This is a genomic window from Psychrobacter sp. KCTC 72983 (genome assembly GCF_014280455.1).
Taxonomy (GTDB): domain Bacteria; phylum Pseudomonadota; class Gammaproteobacteria; order Pseudomonadales; family Moraxellaceae; genus Psychrobacter; species Psychrobacter pacificensis.
Window position 1 is genome coordinate 2,867,044 of sequence record NZ_CP060390.1, and the last position, 24,919, is coordinate 2,891,962.

General features: G+C 46.4%; 21 protein-coding genes. 7 read left to right on the forward strand and 14 right to left on the reverse strand.

Annotated elements, in window-relative coordinates; all coding sequences use genetic code 11:
- The first annotated feature begins 43 nt into the window (after positions 1-43).
- Complete coding sequence (locus PSBA01_RS12250; protein WP_186474535.1) at positions 44-694, forward strand: IS1595-like element ISPssp3 family transposase; 651 nt, start codon at positions 44-46, stop codon at positions 692-694.
- Positions 695-753: 59 nt separating this feature from the next.
- Here the strand turns inward: PSBA01_RS12250 and PSBA01_RS12255 are convergent, their stop codons facing one another.
- The 7 genes from PSBA01_RS12255 to PSBA01_RS12285 all read right to left on the reverse strand — a co-directional run bounded on the left by PSBA01_RS12255 (position 754) and on the right by PSBA01_RS12285 (position 7,214).
- Positions 754-1,941, reverse strand: a complete 1,188-nt coding sequence (locus tag PSBA01_RS12255; protein ID WP_186474537.1) for an NRAMP family divalent metal transporter — start codon at positions 1,939-1,941, stop codon at positions 754-756.
- A gap of 69 nt (positions 1,942-2,010) precedes the next feature.
- A complete protein-coding gene (gene pxpA / locus PSBA01_RS12260) occupies positions 2,011-2,748 on the reverse strand; it encodes a 5-oxoprolinase subunit PxpA (RefSeq protein WP_186474539.1) in 738 nt (245 codons plus the stop codon).
- Positions 2,738-3,661: a biotin-dependent carboxyltransferase family protein gene (locus tag PSBA01_RS12265; RefSeq protein ID WP_186474541.1), complete on the reverse strand. Its 924-nt coding sequence runs from the start codon at positions 3,659-3,661 to the stop codon at positions 2,738-2,740. Before PSBA01_RS12265 ends, pxpA begins: the two co-directional genes overlap by 11 nt.
- A 37-nt stretch (positions 3,662-3,698) precedes the next feature.
- The gene (pxpB, locus tag PSBA01_RS12270) at positions 3,699-4,352 is read right to left on the reverse strand and encodes a 5-oxoprolinase subunit PxpB (RefSeq protein ID WP_186474549.1); all 654 of its coding nucleotides are present in this window, start codon (positions 4,350-4,352) and stop codon (positions 3,699-3,701) included.
- A 70-nt stretch (positions 4,353-4,422) separates the two neighbouring features.
- A complete protein-coding gene (gene accC / locus PSBA01_RS12275; RefSeq protein ID WP_186474550.1) occupies positions 4,423-5,769 on the reverse strand; it encodes an acetyl-CoA carboxylase biotin carboxylase subunit in 1,347 nt (448 codons plus the stop codon).
- A 60-nt stretch (positions 5,770-5,829) separates the two neighbouring features.
- Entirely contained in the window at positions 5,830-6,345 is a 516-nt protein-coding gene (accB, locus tag PSBA01_RS12280) for an acetyl-CoA carboxylase biotin carboxyl carrier protein (RefSeq protein ID WP_186474552.1), read from the reverse strand.
- A 77-nt stretch (positions 6,346-6,422) separates the two neighbouring features.
- The gene (locus tag PSBA01_RS12285) at positions 6,423-7,214 is read right to left on the reverse strand and encodes a putative hydro-lyase (RefSeq protein ID WP_186474554.1); all 792 of its coding nucleotides are present in this window, start codon (positions 7,212-7,214) and stop codon (positions 6,423-6,425) included.
- 514 nt (positions 7,215-7,728) lie between these two features.
- Here PSBA01_RS12285 and PSBA01_RS12290 point away from each other — a divergent pair.
- Complete coding sequence (locus tag PSBA01_RS12290; RefSeq protein WP_228724589.1) at positions 7,729-8,163, forward strand: DJ-1/PfpI family protein; 435 nt, start codon at positions 7,729-7,731, stop codon at positions 8,161-8,163.
- 263 nt (positions 8,164-8,426) lie between these two features.
- On the opposite strand, the gene PSBA01_RS12295 is transcribed toward PSBA01_RS12290, so the two are convergent.
- Positions 8,427-10,790: a FepA family TonB-dependent siderophore receptor gene (locus tag PSBA01_RS12295; protein ID WP_186474556.1), complete on the reverse strand. Its 2,364-nt coding sequence runs from the start codon at positions 10,788-10,790 to the stop codon at positions 8,427-8,429.
- A 409-nt stretch (positions 10,791-11,199) separates the two neighbouring features.
- Here PSBA01_RS12295 and PSBA01_RS12300 point away from each other — a divergent pair, with 409 nt between their 5' ends.
- The gene (locus tag PSBA01_RS12300) at positions 11,200-12,114 is read left to right on the forward strand and encodes a LysR family transcriptional regulator (RefSeq protein ID WP_186474558.1); all 915 of its coding nucleotides are present in this window, start codon (positions 11,200-11,202) and stop codon (positions 12,112-12,114) included.
- Between the two features lie 145 nt (positions 12,115-12,259).
- Here the strand turns inward: PSBA01_RS12300 and PSBA01_RS12305 are convergent, their stop codons facing one another.
- The 6 genes from PSBA01_RS12305 to PSBA01_RS12330 all read right to left on the reverse strand — a co-directional run bounded on the left by PSBA01_RS12305 (position 12,260) and on the right by PSBA01_RS12330 (position 19,565).
- The gene (locus PSBA01_RS12305; protein ID WP_228724590.1) at positions 12,260-13,255 is read right to left on the reverse strand and encodes a hypothetical protein; all 996 of its coding nucleotides are present in this window, start codon (positions 13,253-13,255) and stop codon (positions 12,260-12,262) included.
- A 198-nt stretch (positions 13,256-13,453) separates the two neighbouring features.
- The gene (locus PSBA01_RS12310) at positions 13,454-13,933 is read right to left on the reverse strand and encodes an acyl-CoA thioesterase (protein WP_186474560.1); all 480 of its coding nucleotides are present in this window, start codon (positions 13,931-13,933) and stop codon (positions 13,454-13,456) included.
- 165 nt (positions 13,934-14,098) lie between these two features.
- Complete coding sequence (locus PSBA01_RS12315) at positions 14,099-15,802, reverse strand: fatty acid--CoA ligase (protein ID WP_186474562.1); 1,704 nt, start codon at positions 15,800-15,802, stop codon at positions 14,099-14,101.
- A 63-nt stretch (positions 15,803-15,865) separates the two neighbouring features.
- Entirely contained in the window at positions 15,866-17,068 is a 1,203-nt protein-coding gene (locus PSBA01_RS12320; RefSeq protein WP_186474564.1) for a 3-oxoadipyl-CoA thiolase, read from the reverse strand.
- 66 nt (positions 17,069-17,134) lie between these two features.
- Positions 17,135-18,718 (reverse strand): 3-hydroxyacyl-CoA dehydrogenase, encoded by a 1,584-nt coding sequence (locus PSBA01_RS12325; RefSeq protein ID WP_186474566.1) that lies wholly within the window; start codon positions 18,716-18,718, stop codon positions 17,135-17,137.
- A gap of 70 nt (positions 18,719-18,788) precedes the next feature.
- Entirely contained in the window at positions 18,789-19,565 is a 777-nt protein-coding gene (locus PSBA01_RS12330; RefSeq protein WP_186474568.1) for an enoyl-CoA hydratase, read from the reverse strand.
- A 379-nt stretch (positions 19,566-19,944) separates the two neighbouring features.
- Between PSBA01_RS12330 and PSBA01_RS12335 the strand changes: the two genes are divergently transcribed.
- The 4 genes from PSBA01_RS12335 (at position 19,945) to PSBA01_RS12350 (ending at position 24,843) form a co-directional block, all read left to right on the forward strand.
- Complete coding sequence (locus PSBA01_RS12335; RefSeq protein ID WP_058025401.1) at positions 19,945-21,099, forward strand: acyl-CoA dehydrogenase family protein; 1,155 nt, start codon at positions 19,945-19,947, stop codon at positions 21,097-21,099.
- Positions 21,100-21,214: 115 nt separating this feature from the next.
- Positions 21,215-22,483 (forward strand): MFS transporter, encoded by a 1,269-nt coding sequence (locus PSBA01_RS12340; RefSeq protein ID WP_186474569.1) that lies wholly within the window; start codon positions 21,215-21,217, stop codon positions 22,481-22,483.
- A gap of 281 nt (positions 22,484-22,764) precedes the next feature.
- Positions 22,765-23,610, forward strand: a complete 846-nt coding sequence (locus PSBA01_RS12345) for an IclR family transcriptional regulator (RefSeq protein ID WP_071001513.1) — start codon at positions 22,765-22,767, stop codon at positions 23,608-23,610.
- 138 nt (positions 23,611-23,748) lie between these two features.
- Complete coding sequence (locus tag PSBA01_RS12350) at positions 23,749-24,843, forward strand: NADH:flavin oxidoreductase/NADH oxidase (protein WP_186474570.1); 1,095 nt, start codon at positions 23,749-23,751, stop codon at positions 24,841-24,843.
- The last annotated feature ends 76 nt before the right edge of the window (positions 24,844-24,919 follow it).

Consider the following 24,919-nt stretch of genomic DNA (forward strand, 5'->3'; position numbering starts at 1 on the left):
TTTGGGGCTGTCCTAGATAAGTAAAATTATTTAGGATAGCACTATGAGAAAGAGTAAACTAAGTTGGTATAAACAAAACAGACTCATCGAGTTATTTGTTGCTGGTTCTACCGCGAGAACAGCAGCAAGCCTAATTGGTGTTAATAAAACCACAGCCAGTTATTACTTTCATAGGCTACGAGTGCTTATTTACGAGAATAGCCAAGACCCTGGTCTACTTGAGGGCGAAATCGAAGTAGACGAATCATACTTTGGTGGAACTCGTAAAGGCAAGCGAGGGCGAGGTGCTGGTAGCAAAGTGCCCGTGTTTGGCCTATTAAAGCGTAATGGCAAGGTCTACGCTTGTATTATACCCAATGCTAAAGCAGATACTTTGATCCCCATCATAAGAGAAAAAGTGAAGCCTGATAGCATTGTTTATACTGACTCATTTAAAAGCTATAACGCATTAGATGTCAGTGAGTTTACTCATTATCGTATCAACCACTCCAAAACCTTTGTTAATGACAAGAATCACATTAATGGTATAGAGAACTTTTGGAACCAAGCTAAACGGCATCTACGCAAGTTTAACGGAGTTCCAAAAGAGCATTTTCACCTCTATTTAAAGGAATGTGAGTGGCGTTTTAATCACAGTGACCCAAAGTCGCAATTATTACAATTAAAACAATGGGTTAAACAGGGTTTGAACTAGTTATCTAGGACAGCCCCTTATATTTTTTAGTCGATACTGTTTTTAGCCCGGCCCAATTTTTAGCTTAGTCCAAGATATTTGGCAATGGTCATGATACTCAGCACACTCATCGCAATAGCGATTAGCCAACCAAAAGCAGCAATCCAAATAGGATGCTTGTAGTTGCCAACGATGTTTTTTCGATAAGCGGCAATCAGAATAATTACCATCGCAATAGGTAAGACCAAGCCATTCAATGTACCTACCAATACCAGTACCTGAGCAGGCTTACCAATGGTGGCAAATACGAAGGTTGAAGTGACGATAAATCCAATAATAAAGTAGCGCTTATAGGTTTCGATAAAGGGATGGAAATTGGTCATAAACGACACTGAGGTGTAAGCAGCGCCAATGACTGAAGTCACAGATGCCGCCCAAATAACGATACCAAAGATCACTTTACCGACGTTACCTAAGATATGCTCAAAAGGTGACATCGCTGGGTTTGACGGATCTAAAGTTAGGCCTTGTGATACCACGCCCAGCACAGCAAGGAATAAAAATACCCGAATCACTGAGGCGACCAAAATACCCGTGACTGAGCTTTTGGTCACTGAACCTAGATTTTCCTCACCCGTCACGCCAGCCTCTAGCAAGCGATGCGCGCCGGAGAAAGTGATATAACCACCGACCGTACCACCGACCAAGGTCACGATGGCCACCGCATCAATTTTATCGGGCATGATAGTTTTGGTCGCCGCTTCTGCCAAAGGTGGGTCTGATTTGAATACCACATAAATGATTAAGACGATTAAGATAAAGCCCATGAGCTGAGCAAACTTATCCATTAAAGGCCCTGTCTCTCGGCCTAAAAATATCGCGACGGCAATCACACCACTAATCAGGGCACCCGTGATGGGTGAGATATTAAACATCGACTGCATGCCAAGGCCAGCACCGCCGATATTACCAATATTAAAGGCAAGCCCGCCTGCAATAATCAAAAAGGCCAGCAGATAACCGACCCCAGGAAACACCAAGTTGGCGATTTCCTGTGCGCGTTTTTTGGATACCGCTACCACGCGCCAGACATTGAGTTGAACGCCGATATCCATAATGATTGATACTAAAATAACAAAGCCAAAGCTTGCCATTAAACTTTCGGTAAAAGTAGCGGTTTGGGTTAGGAAACCCGGCCCAACCGCTGAAGTGGCCATCAAAAAGGCCGCGCCCAAAATGGCGGTATTGTGCTTTTTTAAGGTACTCATAAACATCCTTGTTTTGTACAGAACGACTGACTTGAGCCATTAACGTTCACACAGCTATCGGTCAAATGATTATTGAGCGGATATCGTGATACCCTTTCGTTCCAATTGTTTTTTGATCTCCTGCGCAAATAAAATGGCATGCTCACCATCGCCATGCAGACATATACTCTCTGCCTCAACGGGCACCACCTCACCGCAGACACTGGTCACCGTCCCTTGGGTAATCATCTGCAATACATGGTCAATAGCCGCTTGGGTATCGGTGATAAGCGCGTTATCTTTACTGCGCGAGACCAATGAGCCATCTTTTTCGTAGCTTCTGTCCGCGAACACCTCGGATATCGACACCAGCCCCTGACGTTTGGCGGCAGCAACCAAATGACCACCTGACAGCCCCATGACTTTTAAATTGGGATCAAAGCGTTTGATCTCACTGACCAAAATATCAGCGAGCGACTCATCAACAGCTGCTTGGTTATATAAAGCACCATGCGGTTTGACATAATCTAATGATACACCGACCAGATTACACAGCGCTTTGGTAGCACCAAGCTGATAGGCCATCAGCGCCCGATATACCTCTTCGCCCAAAGACTGATTGGTGCGACCAAAGTTTTCTCTATCGTCAAGCCCTGGGTGTGCTCCAACTCTAACATTGTTTTTTTTGGCCAATTGCAAGGTCGCGATCATCTCCGCATAAGAGCCTGCGTGCAGCCCGCAGCAGACATTGGCAGAGCTGACGATGGTAAGCAGTTTATCGTCTTGTCCGCAGCCTTCGGCAACGTCTGCATTCAAATCAATGTTCATAACCATACTCCTGTATCTGATCGATATAATGTTGTTGGTTTTGGCGTGCGCGGTGCGCCTGCCTGCTATCTACGAGGGTAAATTGACAGGTTTTACCAAACCTTATTTGTGCCATTAATCCGATATCTGCATCGATAACGGTAGCAATTTTAGGATAACCACCAGTAGTTTGCCCGTCCGCCATCAGCACGATTGGCTGACCTTGCGGCGGCACTTGAATCATACCCATATCGACACCGTGCGAGCTCATCTCTTTGGGCTCTGTTAACTCAAGGGATAACTCACCTGCCAAGCGATAACCCATACGGTTACTGCTGGTCTGTAGCTGCCACGATTGGGAGACAAAAGCCGTCTGTGCAGATGCTGTGAAGCAATCATACTCGCTACTTTTAATCACACGAATAGTATTAGTTGGTGCAAGAGGAGCCACACCGATGATGGGCAAGTGTGACGGTACTTTTACCTTTAACCTGTCATCCGCTTGTAAGTACCTACCGTTAAAGCCACCGAAACCAGCTTTTAAATTGGTACTACCCGATTGCAATATAGACGCAATATCAAATCCACCGTGCATGCAAAGATACGCATACATGCCCTCTATCGGACGTAGTAGCTTGAGGGTTTGCCCCGCTTTTGCATTGATGCGCCAATAACTGGGTATACGCTTGTTATCCAAATATGCCTCATAAAGCGCGCCTGTGAGACAAAAGCTGACATCTTCTTCAAACTGTATGGTCAACTCACCCATCGCCAGCTCAATTGCCGGCTCGTCACGCTCATTTTTTAGCAAAGCATTACCTGCTTGCAGCGCCCAGTGATCCATTGCGCCACTTCTACCCACGCCCATACTGCGATAACCAAAACGCCCTAGGTCCTGAATACTGGCCATACCATTGGTCGTTAAAATCTTCATTGATGCCGCCTATTGATTGATCTTCTGATTTGTCTTGTTACTCATGAATATCTATTGCGGTAAAGCACAAAGTGTCACCAGCACTGAGTAAGGTTGGCGAATCTTTGGTCAAGTCAAATAACGCGGTGTCTGTCTGACCTAATAACTGCCATCCGCCTGGGGAGGCAAAAGGATAAATGCCCGTCTGCTCCCCGCCGATACCGACCGACCCTGCAGGCACGTGCGTCCTTGGGGTAGTATGCCTTGGAAAATGTAACGACTCAGAGAGACCGCCAAGGTAAGGAAAACCGGGCTGAAAACCAATAAAATAAACGGTATAAATAGCACTAGTGTGCAGATCGACCACAGCATCGACAGACATACCCAAAGCTTCTGCCATTGCTGCTAAATCAGGACCGTATTTGCCACCATAATGCACGGGTATCTCGATATGCTTGCCGTCGATGATTTTCTCAGGCATCTCATCAAGCAGCGCGGTCATTTTGTTTTGTAGCGCTTTAAACTCATACCATGCCAGCGAATGACTAAACACACTGAGTGTATTCATACCAATAATGACTTCAATAACTTCGGGCATTTTTTCAATAATATCTGCCAGCGCCCAGCACTTTTTCTGTTTGTCTAGGCTGATAGGCTTGGGGAAAAACAACACAAGGTTGGTTTCACTGCCAATTTGCCATTGTAGGGTCATCCTTGTACGCTCCGTGGTTTTTATTATGTGTTCTGGCTATTATCTTGATAACTTGGCGTTTATATCTGTTTTATATATTTTCTTTGATCCATTTTTCTAAATAATGAATACTCATTTGACCGTCACAGAACCCTTTATCGGCAAACAAACGCTGATGCAACTCAATATTGGTATCAATACCGGTGATCTGCGCTTCTGACAATGCCCCTTGCATCTTGGTGATAGCGTGCGCTCTCGACTCATCCTGTACACATATTTTGGCAATCAAACTGTCATAAGTGGGTGGCACGGTATAATTGGACTCGATATGACTGTCCACTCTGACGCCAAAGCCTGCAGGCAGATGACAATAACTTATATGTCCTGCATTTGGTAAAAAGGTCTTTGGGTTTTCAGAATTGATGCGGCATTCAAAGGCATGACCACTGATGGTGATGTCTTGCTGCTGGTATGCTAGCGGCAGCCCTGCGGCAATCCGTATTTGCTCACGGACGGTATCAACGCCTGTCACCATCTCAGTGATGGTATGCTCCACTTGCACTCGCGTATTCATCTCAATAAAGAAAAATTCGCCGTTTTCGTACAAAAACTCAAACGTTCCTGCCCCTCTATAACCCATCTGCTGGCAAGCCGTGGCACAAGCCTCGCCTATCTGTTGCCGTTGCTCATCGGTAATCCCAGGTGCAGGTGCTTCTTCAATGACCTTTTGATGGCGGCGCTGCATCGAGCAGTCACGCTCGCCCAGATAAATGGCATGACCATGGGTATCAGACAGCACTTGTATTTCGATATGGCGCGGGTGTTGTAAGTATTTTTCGAGATAAACCACAGCACTGCCAAAGTTGGCTTTGGCTTCACTCTGGGTCAAGGAGATAGCAGATAACAGATCGGCTTCTTTTTCAACGACACGCATACCGCGACCACCGCCACCGCTTGCGGCTTTGATAATGACTGGATAACCCACATCACTGGCAATCTGTATGACAGCATCAGAGTCTGTTGGCAGCGCGCCCTCAGAACCGGGCACACAAGGTACGCCAGCCGCAACCATTTGCGCTTTGGCCGCGACCTTATCACCCATGGTGCTGATATTTTCAGCCGTTGGGCCAATGAAGCAAATATCTGATGCTTCCACCAATGCCGCAAAGTCTGCATTTTCTGATAAGAACCCATAGCCGGGATGAATAGCTTCCGCCTGCGTCATTTTGGCCGCAGAGACAATCGCCCTTTGGTTCAGGTAGCTTTTTGCCGCATTAGCAGGGCCAATACAGACCTTTTCATCCGCTAAACGTACCGGTAAGGAATCTTTATCTGCTTCTGAATACACGATGACTGACCCAATACCCAGTTGTTTGCAAGCCCGAATGATACGTAATGCAATCTCGCCACGGTTAGCGATTAATATTTTGGAGAACATATATTTTCCTAAAAAAGAGAGATCAGATGTTTATTAAACCACTGCTAGTTACTTTCTAGGCTAGCTTACAGGTTCAGTGACGAACAAAGCCTGACCGTATTCGACGATATCCCCTTCTTCAATCAGAATATCTTGGATGATGCACGCCGTCTCTGCTTTGACCTCATGCATCATTTTCATTGCTTCAATGATACAAAGCGTCTGCCCGACTTCGACCTGATCGCCTATGCTGACAAACTCATCGGCATCAGGCTCAGAACGCCGATAAAACGTGCCTAACATCGGCGCTGATATGTCATTTTTTTGCGGTGTGCTTACTGTCTCTTCATTCTCATTTGCCCTATCACTGGTATTATTTTCATATTTATTATTATCACTATCGCTAGATGCAGTCTCAGCCTGTTGCTTATGGGATGCGCTGCTGACAGTGCTGGTAGAAGACTGGCTCGTATTTTGCGCAGTAGAGTGACACACAATAGCGATGCGTGCATCACCGTCGGTCACCTCTAACGATTGTATATCAGCGTTTTCTGCGATTTTTATCAGTTTCTCTAAATCATCAAAATTGATATTCATATTGGACACTATTCCTTTAGTTTTTATAAAAAGTTGGCTTGAAACAACTGGCGTAAAATCAAAACAAATATGATGGTTTATAAGACTGCTAATTCTTCATCCCTGAGGTCGCAGATAAACATATATCCCGGTGCATGAGTAATCATCAGCTCAGGGCGACTGGTCATGGCGATGCTCTGCGGCGTGACGCCGCACGCCCAAAATACGGGCACTTCGCCTGCTTTTATAATGGATGGATCACCAAATTCCGGAGAACTGATGTCTTTGATACCGATTAGGCTGGGATCGCCGATATGAATGGGTGCGCCATGCACTTGCGGAAACCTAGAAGTGGCTTGCACTGCCTTAGTGATTAACGGATAAGGTATCGGTCTCATACTGACCACCATTTTTCCGTGAAATTTTCCAGCTGGCTCTGTTTCTATATTAGTGATGTACATCGGTACATTGTGGTTATCTTCGATATGCCTGATGGGGATGGAGGCATTCAACATAGCCGTCTCAAAAGAGAAGCTACAGCCTAAAAGAAAGCAGACCAAATCATCGCGCCAATAGTCTGTTAAGTCTGATACTTCATCGACCAGTTCACCATGTTGGTATATTCGATATCTCGATAAGTCCGTCCTTAGATCAGCTCCTTTAGCCATTAGCTTAGGTTCTGCGCTACCGATATCGGTGACGTCTAACACAGGACAAGCCTTGGGATTGCGCTGTGCAAATAACAAAAAGTCATAGGCCAAATCTTTGGGCACAATGACCAAGTTGGCTTGTATGTGACCTTTGCACATACCAGAGGTAGGTTTGTCTATTTTGTTATTTCTGATCAGTGCCCTGATTTCTTGTAGCGACAAGTTCCCTATGTCTGGCATGGTTGTTCCTTTTTATGCGCCATACTAAAAAATAGTAAGCTATTGTCTGATAAAAACATTATAGCAAATATAAATTGATGTGATTGATTTGGCTTTAAACTGTTACAAAAAACACCGCGCTTTATATCGTGCTGAGCCATGCGTTAACCACTACAATGATAACGACCGCTTAATAATGACAGCGTGCAATATATGAGAGCCGTTATATGACAGCCATTATATGAAAGCCATCTCATACATATCGGTGACCTTTAGAAGCATGACCATGTTTAACTCTCATAAGCCCTTGTTATCTACAAAAATGAAATCGCTATTGTTTTCTGCCTGTCTGGTAGGTGGCGTATCACTTTTAAGCACTTATGCTCGAAAATCTGCTGAGTAAGTCATAACCTTTTTACTTTTCGCTTGTTTTAAAACCACTGTACCACTTTTATAAAGGCTCTACTATAAGAGATAATCACGCTTATGAAGACAACGAATATAAGAACGATTACTGCTTTGGTATTTGAGGACTATGAAACGCTGGATTTGTTCGGCCCTATTCGGCCCTATAGAAATGTTCGGTCGCTTAAAAACCCTTTATCGTATTCAATTTGCCTCGTTAAGAGGTGGCATTATCAACAATCAGCATGGTGTGGCTTTACATACAGTGAAAGTCGATGAACTGGTTCACATGCCCGCTTTTTTGACGCTACAACAACTGTCCCAGCAGACTGAGTGGGTGCTAAGCGTATGTACAGGCAGTGCCTTACTTGCAAAAGCTGGACTGTTAGATGGCAAGCGCGCCACATCTAATAAGCGAGCATGGGCATGGGTGATTTCACAGTCTGATCAGGTTAAATGGATACCAGAGGCACGGTGGGTTATTGACGGTAAATTTTACACGTCATCGGGCGTTAGTGCGGGTATGGACATGGCCTTGGGGTTTATCGCAGACCAGCATGGGTGAGCCATGGCCCTTCAGCTTGCTAAAGATATCGAGTAACATTGGCAAGAAGACAGTCAAACGGATGATTTTTTTGACAATAGTATTCATAGTGCTTAATGCTATAGAGGCAATTGTCTTGATAACGTTGTATGTACTCAGACTTCAAAAAATCGCCCTGCCCCATAAAAAAGGTCCAAGCAATGAGCTTAGACCTTTTTTTATGTTAATAAGTGAGCGTCTTTTTAGTAGAAAAAATACTTTGAATAAAAAGATATTTTTAACGTTTAAAAGTTCACGCTGACATCAAAGAGGTAATAACGACCCGGTTCATTGTACGTACGAGCGCCTGCATTGGTCGTTGTGCCTTCACGCTTGATTTGCTTATCAAATAGGTTTTTGACCCCAGCGCCAATAGTGATGTCGTCTGTCAGATCATAACGGGTGCTCACGTTGGCGATCGCATAGGGTTTACGATCAAGCTTGGGTGTGCTTAGAGCGTCGCCAGTCGTGACAGATATTTCAGGGGCTTCGATGGGGCCGTAGTAGCTGACACCAAGATTTGTATTCCAGCGCGGGGTGATGTCCCAATCAACATTAGAGTTCATGGTATATTTTGGAATCAAGGACAATGGCTCACCGTTGTCTTTACGCTCTGAGCGGATATTGCCCGTCATGTTGGTCGACCAAGTGACCGTGTCTGTGACTGGCACTTTGACAAACCCTTCCAGACCTTCGATGATTGCCTCTCCCTGATTTTCCCATTGAAACACAGAACGGTCAGCAGCGATACCGTCAGCGACCACGCCAACCACACCCACACGCTCTACTCCAGCGCCGATACGATTGTCATAGTCGTTGCGATAGTAAGTCAAGCCAGCGTTCAGGCCAGTATCGTCTTTATAGGTAAAGGTTAGCTCTTTGTTCCAAGAGGTCTCATGATCCAGCTCAGGATTACCCAAGACATAACAGCCCCGTTGATCAGTAGGTACGCTGGCTGGGCAGCCATTACTACGCGTGTAATAGATATAGTTCGGATCCAGCTGATAGAGTGACGGCGCTTTAAACGCGCGACTGGCTCCTGCTTTTACCGACCAGTTTGGGCTAAAATTCCAAGTGGTATTAAGGCTGGGTGACCAATTGCTACCTGCCTGATCATGATAATCAAAACGCAAACCAGGAGTGATATACCAGTCAGGGGTGATTTGGTAATTGTCTTCTAAATACGCACCAACCAGATATGACTCTGTCTTTGCATCACGCTTGGATGGATCGGTTTCGGTCTCGCCAAAATCAAAGCCCTCATCAAACGTCAAAGTCGACACCAGTGGGTTGTCCAGTTGCTCACCGCGGAATTCCGCACCTGCCGTCACGGTATGACGGTCAAAATAGACGTCCCATTCAGATTTTGCATTTAGTGTGTCATAGGTCGCTTTTGTCCAATTATATTCAGCCTCCCCTTCGGGTTGCGAGATTTCACCTTCGTAACGACCAGCGTTGCCTTCATTCAGACGCTCATTAATCGTGCGCGTATACTCTAGATAGCTATTGCTACTGGTATTCTCATAGTCACCGCGGTGGGTCAATGCCGCACCATAACGCTCCATCTTATTGGTCTCCTGACCTGCCAGCGCATTGACCAAGTCATCATTGACGGTCTGAAACTGTGAGTCGCCCGCCCAGCGGTTACTTTGATTGCTATAATTCACCTCAAATCCAACGGTATTCATCGCATCCATCGCGTATTCAAACAACTGGCGAGCATCTATATTTTCTACCCCTTCACGCCCTGCTGCCACCGAAGCGGACGGACCGCCGCGACCATCGACAACCTGAGCATCATCGGCATTAATATAAGGATCATCCCCTTCACTTTCGTGATAGCCAAGCGTGGTACGGAAGGAGAGCTTATCATTCAACGGGCCTGCCATATTGATATTGGTACGCCAGTTTTTGCCCTCAAGATCGCTCTCTGGCGTCTCATAGTGCCCACTGATAGAAAACTCTGACTCAGTCGGGCGTTTGGTGATGATATTGACGACACCGCCCATACTACCTGAGCCATAACGAGCGGCAGCTGGACCACGCAACACTTCGATGCGATCAATGGCGCTTGGTGGTACCCATTGTGAGTCGCCGCGCGTATCTTGCTCGCTACCACGACCCGGACGCACCGCGTTACGTGACGTCACTGGACGACCATCGATCAGAATAAGCGTGTTGTTTGGCCCCATACCGCGCAGATCGATTTGACGCTGATTGCCGCGTTGACCCGAAGTAGATGATCCTGATAGGTTCACACCGGGCATTTTGCGCACGATCTCTGAGATATCATTAGACAACAACGCCTTCTCAATCGCCTCTTCACCAATCACTGATAGACCCGGCGCTTGTACCAACTCATCCCTAGCGGCACGTACGACAATAGTATCTAGCGTGGTACTGGGTAGCGCTGCTTGCTCATCAAGGCTTTGTTTATCAAGGCTTTGCTCATCGGTGGTTTGTGTCACGTCATTCTCAGCAGCAACAGCAGTCGTGCTAAGGATAGAGGCAATGGCAATGCTTAATAGGGCTTGACTGGTTGCTAAGCGTGGCAGCTTTTGTGAACGAAAATTATTTTTATCATTAGAAGGTGTTGATAGTATCGGCATAAATCACAATCCTGAAAGTACTTGGTTTTATCAATATCGTCAGCGTTACCAAAAAAAGGCTTTTACAGCGCATTGACTACGCTTGTCAAAAAGCTAAGACGAGCTGCCTTTATTTCAATTGATATAAGCCCAATGGCTAATGTATTGATATAGATCACATCTCAAAAGCAGCGATAGTAAATATGGTTCGCTACTTAGTAATAAAGCATGCACACTTTAGCAACATTATAAAAATAATACAAACAATAATGAAAATTATTATCATTTATATTAACTAGAAACATTTTAGATGAAAAATCAACGCTGCCATCCAAGGTCAATAGAACGCACGACTTTACTATCGGTGAAGCAACAGCGTAAGATGACTGACGAGAGAATATTGATAACCACTGGAAGGAAAACCTGAATAATGGATAGAATTGATGCGATGCGGGCGTTTGTATCAGTGGTGATTGAGGGCAGTTTTAGCAATGCCGCTACAGCCATGCAACTGTCGCCGCAGTTGGTGAGCAAATATGTGTCAAAGCTAGAAGAGCGACTGGATATACGCTTACTGAACCGCACGACCCGTAAAGTCAGTCTGACGGAGGCAGGTACTCACTATTTCGAGCATGCACAGCAAGTGTTACTCAGTATCGATGATATGGAGTCCAAATTAGGTGGGTTTCAGCAGAACCCAAAAGGCACATTGAGAATAAGCGCGCCTGTATCCTTTGCACTAAAACATATGGCAAAATTGGTCACGGATTTTCAGACACGTTATCCTTCGGTTAATGTCGATTTGCAGCTGAACGACCGCAAAGTAGATATCGTTGAAGAAGGATTTGATGTGGCGCTGCGCATCGGTCAGCTCAAAAGCTCGTCACTGATTGCCAAGCAAGTTGCGCCTGTCCGCGTCATCTTGTGTGCTTCCCCTGCCTATCTAGACAAATATGGCGTGCCCAGCAAACCTAAAGACCTAAAAAACCATCGGTATTTGCATTACAGTTATATGGAAAAATACGGCAAAGAAGATATTTATCAGTGGCTAGATACGACCAATCAGCCAAACTCGGAGCTGAGCAGTAATAACGGAGATTTGCTTGTCAATGCGGCAGTGGCTGGCGCTGGAATAGCATTACAGCCCACGTTTATTGCTAGTGAAGCCCTGAGTAAAGGGAAGCTTATGATGGTGTTACCTGATTACGAGCCCGAGACATTGGGGTTGTATGCGGTGTACGCCCATCGAAAGCTGTTGCCACACAAAATCAGATGTTTTATTGATTTTATCGAAGGGTATTACGGTTCACCGCCCTATTGGGATGAATCGATACAACACTTGTAGATAACTATTAGCGACCCTTACCAAAACACCCCATGCATTGATAAATGTCTAGGGTGTTGTTTAATGCGCTTGGTAGCATGACAAGTCTATCGTGAGCTATATTATAAATATCATTAAAAATAGCACCCCTCTCAATTCATCACTCTCAAAACTCGTATTTGGCCATTATTTCAATTTGTTGACCTGCTGGCATCCATGGAAAGGTCGTCGCACTTTGCTCTCGCCACTCAATCCCCAAGTCTAAATCTGGCAGATACTCATAGATAAGGTTGGCGCTTTTGACATTGGTAGAGGTACCTGCCACGTCATCGACATTGACCTCACCATAACGCAAGTTGCCACGCAGTTTTTGAGAGAACTGATGCTTATAACCAACACTATAACCTGTCTGAGAGATCAGTTTGCCATTTTCGGCGTCACAGTCGGCACCGCCATTCATAATAAGCGGCCCGCCCACACATATGGCAGAATAAGTACCCATCCCTTTGCCGTTATAGACACTCGCATGGAGAGAATCTTGACCCAACGACAGTTTGCCTGCTAAAGACACGCCAACGCCCACATCCGAGTCCTCTCCGTTCTCAGCTTCACGCGCCGTGACAGCGACATTATAGTCGAGATTGGCTATCTTATCTTTGTAACTGACCACCATGTCAGGTAGGCTGGCATCGTCATACACAGGGTCTTGAGCGGTAAAACGCAGCCCCTTATAAGTGTAATGCACTGTCAAATCTGGACGAATGTATGAGCCGCCACCGGAGGCTGTGCCGATACCTGTTCCCCAAAAATCAAGCTGCTCGGTGGAGAGGGGTGCAACGGCTAAAAATTGACCGTTCCACGTTTTACCTACTGTCAGATCATCCACTTGCACATAAGCATGGCGCAAGCGCAGGTTGGATCCGCCCTTGGCATAATCCCCATAAAAATCGCCTTCAATAAAACCTGTGAGCTTTTTATCCTCCACAGACTTGGTCGTCTTCACATTAATACGTGACTGGCGTAAGTTTCCCTTAAACTCCGAATCTCCCTCATCAGGCGAATTAAATACCCCTTCTGCTTTGATATAACCACCGATACTCAATGTTGTATCGCCCGTTGTCACAATATCGATCGCTTGCGCAGATGCGCAGGTTGCTACCATAGCCAATCCTACAGATAGCCTTTTTGTATAAAGCATCATTCCTCTCTTCCCTGTTATATGTTGATATCCTTATCAATGCCAATGGTGATTACGTGCTCTTTACTTCATAACCGTGAATGCGTTTTTTATAAATTGCCTCCTACCTATTACCTGCTGTCTCATCAAAGAGTCAGTAACCAATTGATGTTCTATTGGGTGTTATGCTTCTTGGTCGATACTCTCTAATGTTGCAATGGCTTCTTTGTGTGTCTCATCGATTGGCTTTTTTTGTCCGCTCAATTTATCGAGATAGACCAGCACCGACTCACCGATTGCAACGACTTTTTTTAGTGCGGTACTATAATAGGTGTATTCGTGCACCAGACTTGAGTTGCCGATTTTTTTGACCTTGACGCCGATCCACAACGTATCAGGATAAGCAACTGGAGTAAGGTATCGACATGACGAGGCTGCCATCACCGAAAACGTTTTTTCATTAAATAAACCAAGTCGCCTGTTGTAGTAGATACGAGCATTTTGAGAATATTCGTAATAGACCACATTGTTGACATGACCAAAGGTATCCATATCGCCCCATTCCACTTGCTGAGGGTAGATAACCGTAAAGTCGTGTAATGGATGACTGTCATCACTTGTGACAGCCTCTTGTATTTCTGGAAATGTAGGAACCGCTTCCATAGCTTGTCTCTTTTTATTAGGCAGGTTTTGTTATATAGATGATGCGTGTGACTCAGGGTACTCATGACACACACCTCCCCCATCCCTAGCATTTATGCAGACACTAGGGTTTATATACGTCTTTTCTGTTAGTAAACTCGCTGTGATGGTGACAGGTCTATTTGGCTAGATGATGTTTTCTGAATACATCGAGCGCATGCGTTTTTTATCGAGTTTACCGACGCTGGTTTTTGGCATTTCTGACAAAAACCTCACTTCACTTGGCACGCCATATTTTGGCAAATGACCTCTCTCAACCGCTTGATGACCCAGTGCCAAAATATCTGTCGACGTTGTATCGGCATAGTCTGGTTTTAGCACGACCAATGCAAGAGGGCGCTCGCCCCAGCGCGCATCTGGGACACCAATTACCGCGATATCAGCAACGCTTGGGTGAAAGGATAGAATCGTCTCAACCTCGAGCGAGGACACCCATTCGCCACCAGACTTGATAACGTCTTTTAGTCTATCGGTGATGCTCAGCGTACCATCGGCGCTTATGCAGGCAATGTCTTGCGTATGCATCCAGCCGCCTTTCCATAGCGCATTGCCTGCATCGGGATTTTTAAAATAGCTTTGGGTTAGCCACGGCGCTCGTATCACAAGCTCGCCTGTCGACTCACCATCCATCGGTTGAGGTTGACCATTTTCGTCCCAGATTTCCATCGATACCAGCATGATGGGCGAGCCTGACAGACAGCGATAATTGAGATTGTCCTCTAGGGTCATTGACTCGGTTTTGTCATCGAATACCGCTCGAGACAGCACAGGACAGGACTCTGACATCCCAAACCCTGACATAAACTCAATACCGCACTCGATAGCGGCTTTAGCTAAGCCCTCGTTGAGCTTTGAGCCCCCTAGCAGTAGTTTGAGATTCTCAAATTTACGACCGCGTTCTGCCATTTCTTTGAGGAGCATTTGTAATATCGCAGGGACACCATGTGACAACGTAACCTTGTGCTCCTCGATCAAATCGACAAGCTTTGGAGCCAGATAGCGTCCCGGATACACTTGGTTTAGCCCTATCATGGTGGCGCCATATGGCCAACACCATGCATGAACGTGGAACAAGGGCGTCATTGGCATATAGACATCGTCGTAGCGAGCGCCTTGACCTTCAGCATTGAGCGCTGATGCCAAAGTGCTTGCCATCGTCTGTAGTACAATCTGTCGATGGGTAAAGAAAACTCCTTTTGGATCGCCTGTCGTCCCACTGGTATAAAAGGTGGTCGCAATGGTGTTTTCATCAAAATCTGGAAAATCAAACGTATCGCTAGCCGCGGCTAACAATGCTTCATACTCGCCATCGACATAGTCAGGCAGCTCTGCTTTCTCACTACCTGCTTTCTCACTACCTGCATTGTCATCCTCTGCATCGTCTGCCCAGATGACATGCTCAATAGACGGTGCATCATCACGATAATCTTTGATCATCGGCTCAAACTCAGCATTTAACAGTAGCGCTTTTGGTGCAGCATGGTTGATGGTATAGAGCACTTTATCTTCAGACAGACGGACATTGACCGTTTGTAAAATCATGCCCGACATGGGTACGGCAAAATACGCCTCAAGATAACGATGACTGTCCCAGTCCATGACCGCGACCACATCCCCTGCCTGCAAGCCCATGTTTTTTAGGACATTGGCCAAGCGGTTGATGCGCTTAAAAAATTCAGCATAGGTAAACGTGACTTTGTCCGCATAGCTGATGGTTTGGTTGGTGGAGGCGACTTTGGCACGGTTGAGTAGTTGCTTAATAATCAGTGGAAACCTATACGCTTCTTCGGCCTGATGGTAGTTGTCATGTTCGTTGAGCACAGTGGTCATAGTGTCATCCTTGATATTCAATAATCCTTGATAATCAGTCATTCGGTGTGTGGGCTTTTAATATCAGACGCGCTCTATCACCATGGCAAGCCCTTGCCCGATGCCAATGCATAGGCTAACCACTGCATATTTGCCGCCCGTACGCTGTAATTCTCGAGCGGTACTCAAAGCGATTCGTGCACCAGATGCGCCCAGTGGATGCCCGACCGCGATGGCGCCGCCATTAGGATTGACGCGCTTATCATCAAAATCAATATCCAACCCTTTTAGACAACCCAGTACCTGTGAGGCAAAGGCTTCATTGATCTCAATGACAGACATGTCATCTAGCGTTAAATCTGCACGCTTTAATGCCAGCTTAATCGCTTCAACAGGACCCACGCCCATGATGTTAGGCTCAACCCCCATCGCACCTGATGATAAGATTTTGGCAATGGGCTTAAAGCCTAGTTTCTCTTCTGCTTGTTTTGAGCCGATGATAAGCGCAGCTGCGCCGTCATTGATACCGGAGGCATTACCTGCCGTAACTATGCCATTTTCATTTAAAGGTTTAAGCTTTTGTAGCGCTGCAATATCGGAGCTGGCGCGGGGGTGCTCATCATCGGTAACGACTTTTTCGGGCAACTTTTTACCTTGTGGGACGGTGATAGGCGTTATCTCATCGTCAAAAAATCCTGCTTGTTTGGCAGCTTGGTATTTGGCTTGTGATGCGGCGGCAAACTTATCGGCTTCCTCGCGCGTAATGCCATATTTATGAGCAACATTGTCACCCGTCTGCGGCATGGTATCTTTACCGAACTGCTCAATAATCTTTGGGTTGGGAAAACGGCTACCGATGGTCGTATCAAATACTTTAAAGTCACGGCTAAACGGCTGCTCTGTCTTGGCAAAGACAAAAGGCGCACGCGTCATCGACTCGACCCCACCCGCCAAAATAATATCCCCTTCATGACACGTGATACTGTGCGCAGCATCGACCACAGTAGACAAACCTGACGCACATAGGCGATTGACGGTCTGACCTGGCGTGGTGACATCCAGCCCTGCCAAAAGAGCAGCGTTACGCGCGATATTGCGAGAATCCTCACCCGCTTGGTTAGCACTGCCTAGCAGCACTTCATCAAACACATCGCTCGGCAATTGATGTTTTTCGACCAACGCTTTTATTACGGTGGCGACCAGATCATCAGGACGCACCGTTGCCAATGCGCCCACATAGCGACCAAAAGGGCTTCTTAATCCATCATAAATATAGGCACCTAACATAACGCTTCCTTGTTGTATTTTTTCACTTTAAATAAATGGTTTTATAACGATATTTTGTTGTTTGTACTAATAAATGGCCTGCTGAGTGAACAATGACACGTCCAGCTTGGCGCGGCGCTGTAACCAAGGGCTTGGGCGATAGCGTGGATCGCCTGTGAGCGCGTAGATACGCTCTAAAATGAGCAGGACACGCGAAGCACCAAGATGATCGCCCCAAGAGATCGGACCATACGGATACCCCAGCCCAAGCTTGACGGCATTATCGATATCCTCTGGCGTGGCAATCTTTTGCATGGCGATGTCACAGCCGAGATTGATTACCATGGCGACCACCCGCTGTGCCACAAAACCTGTACTTTCGGTAATCAGCGTGGCACTGCTCGCCTCCTGCGCATCTGCTTCACGACTATCTGAGCCTTTATTACCTGTGCTATTGCCAAATAACGCATAAGCTTGCGCCACGAATCGTTCTTGCGTGACGATGCTTGGCATCAACGTACGATGCTTTGTAAGTTCGGTGAGCATATCAATCGCAACCGCTTGCTTGGGATCAACCTGATAACGAATCGCAGCATTGGTCGTATCTTCGCCATAGATGGCGAGTAGCACCAAACTATCAGGGTGTGGTGTGTCGTTGTCATCGATAGTGACGTTATGAGCATTTAAGTAATCAATCAGCTGCGTCTTATCTTCTGCCAAATCAGCGCCAATCCACACTGATCTAATAGTGGCATCAGCGACAAGCGCCGCCTTAGGTACTTGATTCTGAGCACTATCTACGGAAACCTTTTGACCTTTTTCGTATTGATAAAAACCGCCGCCAACCTTACGGCCGAGCTTTTTGCCTACCAGCATCTGACGGGTTAATGGATGCGGGCGATAGCGCGCTTCATGATAAAACTGGTCGTAAATTGACTCCATCACGGGGTGTGACACATCAATGCCCGTCAGATCTAACAGCTCAAACGGCCCCATACGAAACCCTGCGCCATCACGTAAAATGCGGTCTATTTGCTCAAAACTTGCGATGCCCTCGCCCAGTATTTTTAACGCTTCGGTACCATAGGCTCTGCCACCATGATTGACGATGAAACCCGGTGTGTCTTTTGCGACCACGCCCAGATGACCCATCCGTTTGGCCAAATCGGCGAGAACGTCAACGACTGATTGCTGAGTAGAAAGGCCCGGAATGATTTCTACGATTTTCATCAGTGGTACGGGGTTAAAAAAGTGAAACCCTGCCACGCGCTCTGGATAATCGCAGTCAGCAGCAATTGCCGTGACTGATAATGAGGAGGTGTTGGTCGCCAAAACAGTATCAGGGGTGACGACCTCTTCTAACTGAGCAAAAAGCTGTTTTTTGATGTCTAAGTTTTCGATAATGGCTTCAACCACGATCTCAGCGGTCGCGATTTGGCTTAACTCTTGGACGACGGTTAAACGGCTTAGCATAGCTTGTAGCTCATCATCGCTGAATTTGCCTTTGGCAGTGAGCTTTTCAAGCATGGTTTTCAGCGACTGTCGTCCTTGCTCAGCTGCGCCTGCTTTGGCGTCATATAAAAGAACTTGGATACCAGCTTGGGCAGCAATTTGGGCAATACCCATACCCATAATACCAGTGCCAACAATGGCAAGTGTATTCACGGTCATAATGATTCTCTACATAATTTGCGATAGGAGTTGGTCGGCGTGGGCAAAAGAGATAAGCGGCATCTGCCCCTTAATAGCCTTTATACTCTGCAGGGCGCTTTTCCAAAAAGGCTTTGGCCCCTTCTTTTTGATCATGCGTATCAAACAGAATCTGAAAGGCTTTACGCTCCAGTGCTAACGCGCCTTCTAAAGGCATATCAGCACCCAGCGTTGCCACCTCTTTGATTTGCGCTAAGGCAATGGGAGAGTACTTTGACAGCTGCTCGGCAATCTCGATGGCACGCGTAATGGTGGTCTTATCTTCGACGACTTCAGAGACCAGCCCCATTGTATCCGCCTCATCAGCGCTGATCATATCGCCCGTGAGTACCATCTTCATGGCCTTGTGTTTGCCAATGTCACGAAACAAACGCTGCGTGCCTCCTGCTCCTGGCATCAGTCCTATTTTGATCTCGGGCTGTCCAAATTTGGCAGATTTGCCAGCGATGATGATGTCAGCATGCATGGCCAGCTCACAGCCACCGCCAAGTGCGTAACCATTGACGGCAGCAATAATAGGCTTGCTGCAATGAGTAATCGCTCGCCAATAGCGCTCGCTACGGCGCAGATACATATCTGCTGTGCCAGTCGTCAAAAAATCATTGATATCGGCACCAGCAGCAAACACCTTGTCACCACCCGTCAGCACGATCGCTTTGGTTTGTGGATCATCATTTAACTGAATGAACAGATCCGCCATTTGTTGGCGTAGCTCACTGTTTAGTGCATTGCGCACTTTGGGACGATTGAGCGTGATGACACTCACGCCGTCTCCTTGTTTTCCACAAATAATGAGTTGCTCTTCCATGATCCACTCCTTAAACATCATTTCGATATAAAGTACAAATACATAATAAAGTACAAAAACATACTAAAACGATTATTTTGAAATAAAAATATCGCTATGCGGTATTTAATATCAATATATACTGTTTATTTTAGTTTGTGAAGGGCAAAAATTGGTTAAATGAGAAAAATTATAGAGAACAATTATCATATTTATAATAAAAATACTGCAATGCGGTTTTTTAAACCAAAAATATTGTAATTTACTTATTCATCGATTATGCTAATTATCCAAGGACGTTACATGACTAACATCGTCAAAAAGCCGTTATGACTATCAGTCATCAATCAAACAGGCAGTCATCAATCAAACAGGCATTTATCCAACAAGGAAGACTCATATGATTAGAGATAAAGAAACCCTCGACCATATCACTCATACCATCCGCAACTTCGTTAATGACCAACTCGTTCCTCTGGAGCACTGGGTGGCAGAAAACGATCGCCTACCAGAAGAGATCATCGAGCAGATGCGCGAGCTTGGGCTATTTGGGCTAACTATTCCTGAAGAGTATGGTGGTCTTGGTGTCACGATGGAAGAAGAAGTGACCTTGGCATTTGAGCTGGGACGTACCTCTCCTGCCTTTCGTTCATTAATAGGGACAAATAATGGTATTGGCTCCTCTGGTCTTGTGATTGATGGGACAGAAGCGCAAAAGCAGAAATATCTACCTCGCCTTGCCAGCGGTGAGATCATTGGTTCATTTTGCTTGACCGAGCCTGATTCAGGCTCAGATGCCGCCTCATTAAAGACAACCGCTGTTAGAGATGGTGATACTTATATCATCAACGGTACCAAACGCTATATCACCAATGCCCCGCAAGCGGGTATCTTCACTGTCATGGCACGTACTGACCCACAAAACAAACGCGCAGGCGGCATTTCGGCATTTATTGTGGAGAGTGACACACCGGGTATTACTTTGGGCAAAATTGATAAAAAAATGGGCCAAAAAGGCGCGCATACCTGTGATGTCATCTTTGACAACTGTGTCGTGCCAGCCGATGCGCTCATTGGCGGTGTCGAAGGTGTGGGCTTCAAAACCGCGATGAAAGTTCTTGATAAAGGACGATTGCACATTGCAGCCGCCAGTACTGGCGCTGCGACTCGCATGCTAAATGATGCATTACATTATGCCGTCGAGCGTAAGCAATTTGGGCAGCCTATTGCCAGTTTTCAGCTCATTCAAGGCATGCTCGCTGACTCAAAAGCAGAGATTTATGCCGCCAAATCCATGGTACTAGATGCAGCGCGTCTACGTGATGAGGGCAAAGATGTCGTGACCGAATCCTCATGCGCCAAAATGTTTGCCACCGAGATGTGCGGCCGCGTGGCGGATAGAGCCGTACAAATCCATGGCGGCGCAGGCTATATCGCAGATTATGGTATTGAGCGTTTTTATCGTGATGTGCGTCTCTATCGTCTGTATGAAGGTACGACCCAAATTCAGCAAGTCATCATTGCCCGCAATATGATCAAAGAAGCCAGCGAGTAATCTATCTCGCAGGCGTGCTCACCAAAACACAAGGCGGTATTTGCTAGGATGCTGATGCCGTTCCCTTCTCTTTATAACTCAGACTTTGATTCTCACAACGATAAGGATATACATTGTGAAAAGTGTCGCTATAACGTCAGACCCAAGCGCAAGCACGGTCCAAAAACAGCCTTGGAAGCTGGCCTTTGTTTTTTGTTTTTTGGTATTGCTATGTGATGGCGCTGACATCGGTATTCTTGCTTTTACCCTCTCTAGTCTCAAGCAAGAATTTGGATTGACCAATGTACAAGCTGGCGCGCTGGGCAGCTGGTCATTGTTTGGCATGGCTATTGGCGGGGTTTTTGGTGGCTGGGCCTGTGACCGCTTTGGACGGGTACGCGTGATCGTTCTGGCGACTGGGATGTTTTCTATCCTATCTGGTTTTAGTGGGCTTGTGCAGAGCTATGAGCAGTTTGTGGCACTACGATTTATTGCTTGCTTAGGGCTTGGCAGCTTATATATCGCCACCAACACGTTGATGTCTGAGATGGTGCCGACTAAGCATCGAACCACGGTACTTGCCGCGCTCATGACAGGGTTTACGCTCGGATCTTTGGTGATTACCAGCGTTTCAGCATGGATCATCCCTAGCTATGGCTGGCGCACTTTATATCTATTGACGTTTTTGCCACTGCTGCTAGCCATCTCCATGTACTTCTTAGTACCTGAGCCACAATCCTGGAAAGAGGCGCGTGCGCGCAAATTAAGCGGCGAAAAAGACACAACCAAAAAAGCGGAAAACCCTTACAAAGCCATCTTTGAAAACCCCAAGCATCGCATCATGTTTATATTGTGGTCGATGAGCTCAGGGTTGTTACTGTTTGGCTATTTTGGGGTAAGCAACTGGCTGCCGTCTTATTTAGAGACCGAGCTTGGAATTAAGTTTAAAGAGATGGCGCTATATATGGCGGGCACTTACTTGACCATGATGTTTGCCAAAGTAGTGGCAGGATTTATGGCGGATAAAATCGGCCGTAAGATCGTCTTTGCCTTTGGTACCATGGGTACTGCACTGTTTATCCCTATTTTGGTATACACGCACACCCCAGAGAATATTGGCTGGTTAATGATTACCTTTGGTTTTTTATATGGGATTCCTTATGCCATCAATGCCACCTATCTGACCGAGAGCTTCCCAACAGCTATTCGAGGGACAGCCATTGGCGGTGCCTTTAATATCGGACGACTTGGTTCTGTGATTGCCCCTGTTGCTATTGGCTATATGGCCATGCATAACTCCATCGGTGCAGGTCTGCTGCTGATGGCAGGTGCTTACTTCTTATGTGGTCTGATCCCAACTTTGTTTATCAAAGAAAAGCAGTATGATCCACAAGAGGCCTCATAAAATCTTTTATAATGCCGTTGACTCCCTATATTACGACCGTTCATACCGCATAGCGAAACAATCTCCCCATATCATGCTATGCTGAGAATATAAATGTACGGTAATATAGTATAATGAACAAGATAAACTACCTTTGGTATGTGACTGTGAGTCAGTGATAAAGCCTATAATGAGTATTTGCTAAATACTTGTTCTATAGAGCAATACTGGCTCACAGTGGCGCTAGGTAGTGATAATTTTACTATGCTTGTATGGACTGAATTGGGGATAATAGACCGCCTATGACGAACGACACCCTTGCCAATGACGACCCTAATAATGAGATGCATATGGAGCTGTTAGAACCCATTGCAGAGATGCAGGGCAAAAACGACAGACAGTTTGTCACCGCGTTGGCTCGTGGTCTTGAGCTACTGCGCTGTTTTACCCCGAAGCGACCTTATCTGGGCAATCAAGAGCTGAGTCAACTGACAGGGATTCCTAAGGGTACCATCACTCGCCTCACCTATACCCTGGTCAAATTAGGCTATCTCAAACAGTCTACTACGAGCAGTAAGTATCAGCTCTCAACCGGCGTGCTTGGGTTTGGCTATACCATGATGACCAACATCTCCATCAACAATCTCGCGACCCCTTATATGGAAGAGCTGGCGGATTATGCCAATAGTGCGGTGGCTATGGCGACGCGTGATCGGTTGATGATGGTCTATCTCAATGTGGTACAGGGCGCTGGTAGTACGACCATGCAGCGCAATATCGGCTCATATCTCCCCATTCATTTAAGCTCAATGGGACGCGCTTGCCTCGCCAGCATGCCGCCTGCTGAACAAGAATTTATCCTAAATGCGATTCGCAATAAGTACAAGGATGATTGGCTAAAGATCAGACGAGGGCTGGACAAAGCCTTTCAAGATTATGAAGATTACGGCTATTGTTTTTCTATCAGTGAATGGCAAAAGGATGTCAATGCGGTCGCCATTGCGCTGATGCACCCGACGGAAGGGTTGCTCACGTTTAACTGCGGCGCGCCAAGTTTTATCCTGAGTCGCACCAAGCTAGAAGAAGACATCGCCCCTCGCCTGCTGCATATGAAAAACATGATTGAGAGTAATCTATATATCAGCTAGCCTCACTTAAATGTACCCTATAAAAAAACCATTCATCCCCATCATGTATTCAAGCGCTAATTATATAAACCATTTATATCGATTTTTCCTGTTATTTTCCATGCCTTTAAGCGAGGCGCGTTTTTTTAAGGATTTATTATGAGCCAGCTTTTTTCGCCTTTACAACTTGGGCAACTCACCCTAGATAACCGTATTATCATCGCCCCCATGTGCCAGTACTCTGCCAATGACGGCGCGGCAAGCGATTGGCATACGATTCATATCGGTCAGATGAGTTTGAGCGGTGCAGGGCTACTTATTTTAGAAGCGACGGCGGTCAACCCGCAAGGACGCATCAGCTATGCTGATTTGGGATTATGGGATGACAGGACGCAAGCGGCACTGGATAAAACGCTCACTGCTGTCAGACAGTACAGCCCAATGCCGATAGGCATCCAGTTGGCCCATGCTGGGCGTAAAGCGTCAACCAAAAAACCATGGGACGGCGACGGCTCGATTGCCCCTGATGAGGTAAATGGCTGGCAAACGGTGGCACCATCAGCGCTTGCGTATGACGAAAACTCTACTGTACCCACAGCCATGGACCAAAAAAACATTGATACATTCATCAGTGATTTTGTGAATGCAGCAAAACGCGCAGATACGCTGGGGCTTGACTTAATTGAGCTGCATGGTGCGCACGGCTATCTATTGCATCAGTTTTTATCGCCGCTTTCTAACAAGCGTGATGATCAATACGGCGGCAGTCTTGAAAACAGAATGCGCTTGTTACTTGACGTGTTTACAGCGGTTCGGGCTGAGTTTTCAAGTGACAAGCCAGTGGGCGTGCGGGTTTCTGCAACCGATTGGGTCGAAGGCGGCTGGGACCTTACCCAAACGATTGAGCTGGCTAAAGCCTTAGAAGCATTAGGCTGTGATTATATCCATGTGAGCACCGCAGGACTGAGCCCAGAGCAGCAAATCCCTGTAAAGGCGAGCTATCAAGTACCTTTTGCCGCAGCCGTAAAAGAAGCGGTCAATATACCCGTCATTGCCGTGGGCCTAATCACCGAGGCCGAGCAGGCAGAAAGCATCATCACCGAGCAGCAAGCGGACGCGGTTGCCTTGGCACGCGGTATCCTCTATGACCCGCACTGGCCGTGGCACGCGGCGGCCGAGCTTGGCGCAACCGTCAAAGCGCCCAAACAGTACCTACGCTCAAGCCCGCACGGTAAGCCGTCTCCTATAGAATAAGTGTAATCGAACTACGAACATAGACTGAAGACAACATTACTTGCTTCAGTCTATGCATTCACTCACTTTAATTCAA

Bases quoted from the DNA above. Each gene is read 5' to 3' on its own strand.
- PSBA01_RS12295 (WP_186474556.1), bottom strand. From the start codon at position 10,790: ATGCCGATACTATCAACACCTTCTAATGATAAAAATAATTTTCGTTCA.
- PSBA01_RS12330 (WP_186474568.1), bottom strand. From the start codon at position 19,565: ATGGAAGAGCAACTCATTATTTGTGGAAAACAAGGAGACGGCGTGAGT.
- PSBA01_RS12255 (WP_186474537.1), bottom strand. From the start codon at position 1,941: ATGAGTACCTTAAAAAAGCACAATACCGCCATTTTGGGCGCGGCCTTT.
- PSBA01_RS12300 (WP_186474558.1), top strand. From the start codon at position 11,200: ATGGATAGAATTGATGCGATGCGGGCGTTTGTATCAGTGGTGATTGAG.
- accC (WP_186474550.1), bottom strand. From the start codon at position 5,769: ATGTTCTCCAAAATATTAATCGCTAACCGTGGCGAGATTGCATTACGT.
- PSBA01_RS12335 (WP_058025401.1), top strand. From the start codon at position 19,945: ATGATTAGAGATAAAGAAACCCTCGACCATATCACTCATACCATCCGC.
- PSBA01_RS12315 (WP_186474562.1), bottom strand. From the start codon at position 15,802: ATGACCACTGTGCTCAACGAACATGACAACTACCATCAGGCCGAAGAA.
- PSBA01_RS12310 (WP_186474560.1), bottom strand. From the start codon at position 13,933: ATGGAAGCGGTTCCTACATTTCCAGAAATACAAGAGGCTGTCACAAGT.
- PSBA01_RS12325 (WP_186474566.1), bottom strand. From the start codon at position 18,718: ATGACCGTGAATACACTTGCCATTGTTGGCACTGGTATTATGGGTATG.
- accB (WP_186474552.1), bottom strand. From the start codon at position 6,345: ATGAATATCAATTTTGATGATTTAGAGAAACTGATAAAAATCGCAGAA.
- PSBA01_RS12305 (WP_228724590.1), bottom strand. From the start codon at position 13,255: ATGGTAGCAACCTGCGCATCTGCGCAAGCGATCGATATTGTGACAACG.
- PSBA01_RS12290 (WP_228724589.1), top strand. From the start codon at position 7,729: ATGAAACGCTGGATTTGTTCGGCCCTATTCGGCCCTATAGAAATGTTC.
- PSBA01_RS12265 (WP_186474541.1), bottom strand. From the start codon at position 3,661: ATGAAGATTTTAACGACCAATGGTATGGCCAGTATTCAGGACCTAGGG.
- PSBA01_RS12250 (WP_186474535.1), top strand. From the start codon at position 44: ATGAGAAAGAGTAAACTAAGTTGGTATAAACAAAACAGACTCATCGAG.
- PSBA01_RS12320 (WP_186474564.1), bottom strand. From the start codon at position 17,068: ATGTTAGGTGCCTATATTTATGATGGATTAAGAAGCCCTTTTGGTCGC.
- PSBA01_RS12345 (WP_071001513.1), top strand. From the start codon at position 22,765: ATGACGAACGACACCCTTGCCAATGACGACCCTAATAATGAGATGCAT.
- PSBA01_RS12285 (WP_186474554.1), bottom strand. From the start codon at position 7,214: ATGCCAGACATAGGGAACTTGTCGCTACAAGAAATCAGGGCACTGATC.
- PSBA01_RS12350 (WP_186474570.1), top strand. From the start codon at position 23,749: ATGAGCCAGCTTTTTTCGCCTTTACAACTTGGGCAACTCACCCTAGAT.
- pxpB (WP_186474549.1), bottom strand. From the start codon at position 4,352: ATGACCCTACAATGGCAAATTGGCAGTGAAACCAACCTTGTGTTGTTT.
- pxpA (WP_186474539.1), bottom strand. From the start codon at position 2,748: ATGAACATTGATTTGAATGCAGACGTTGCCGAAGGCTGCGGACAAGAC.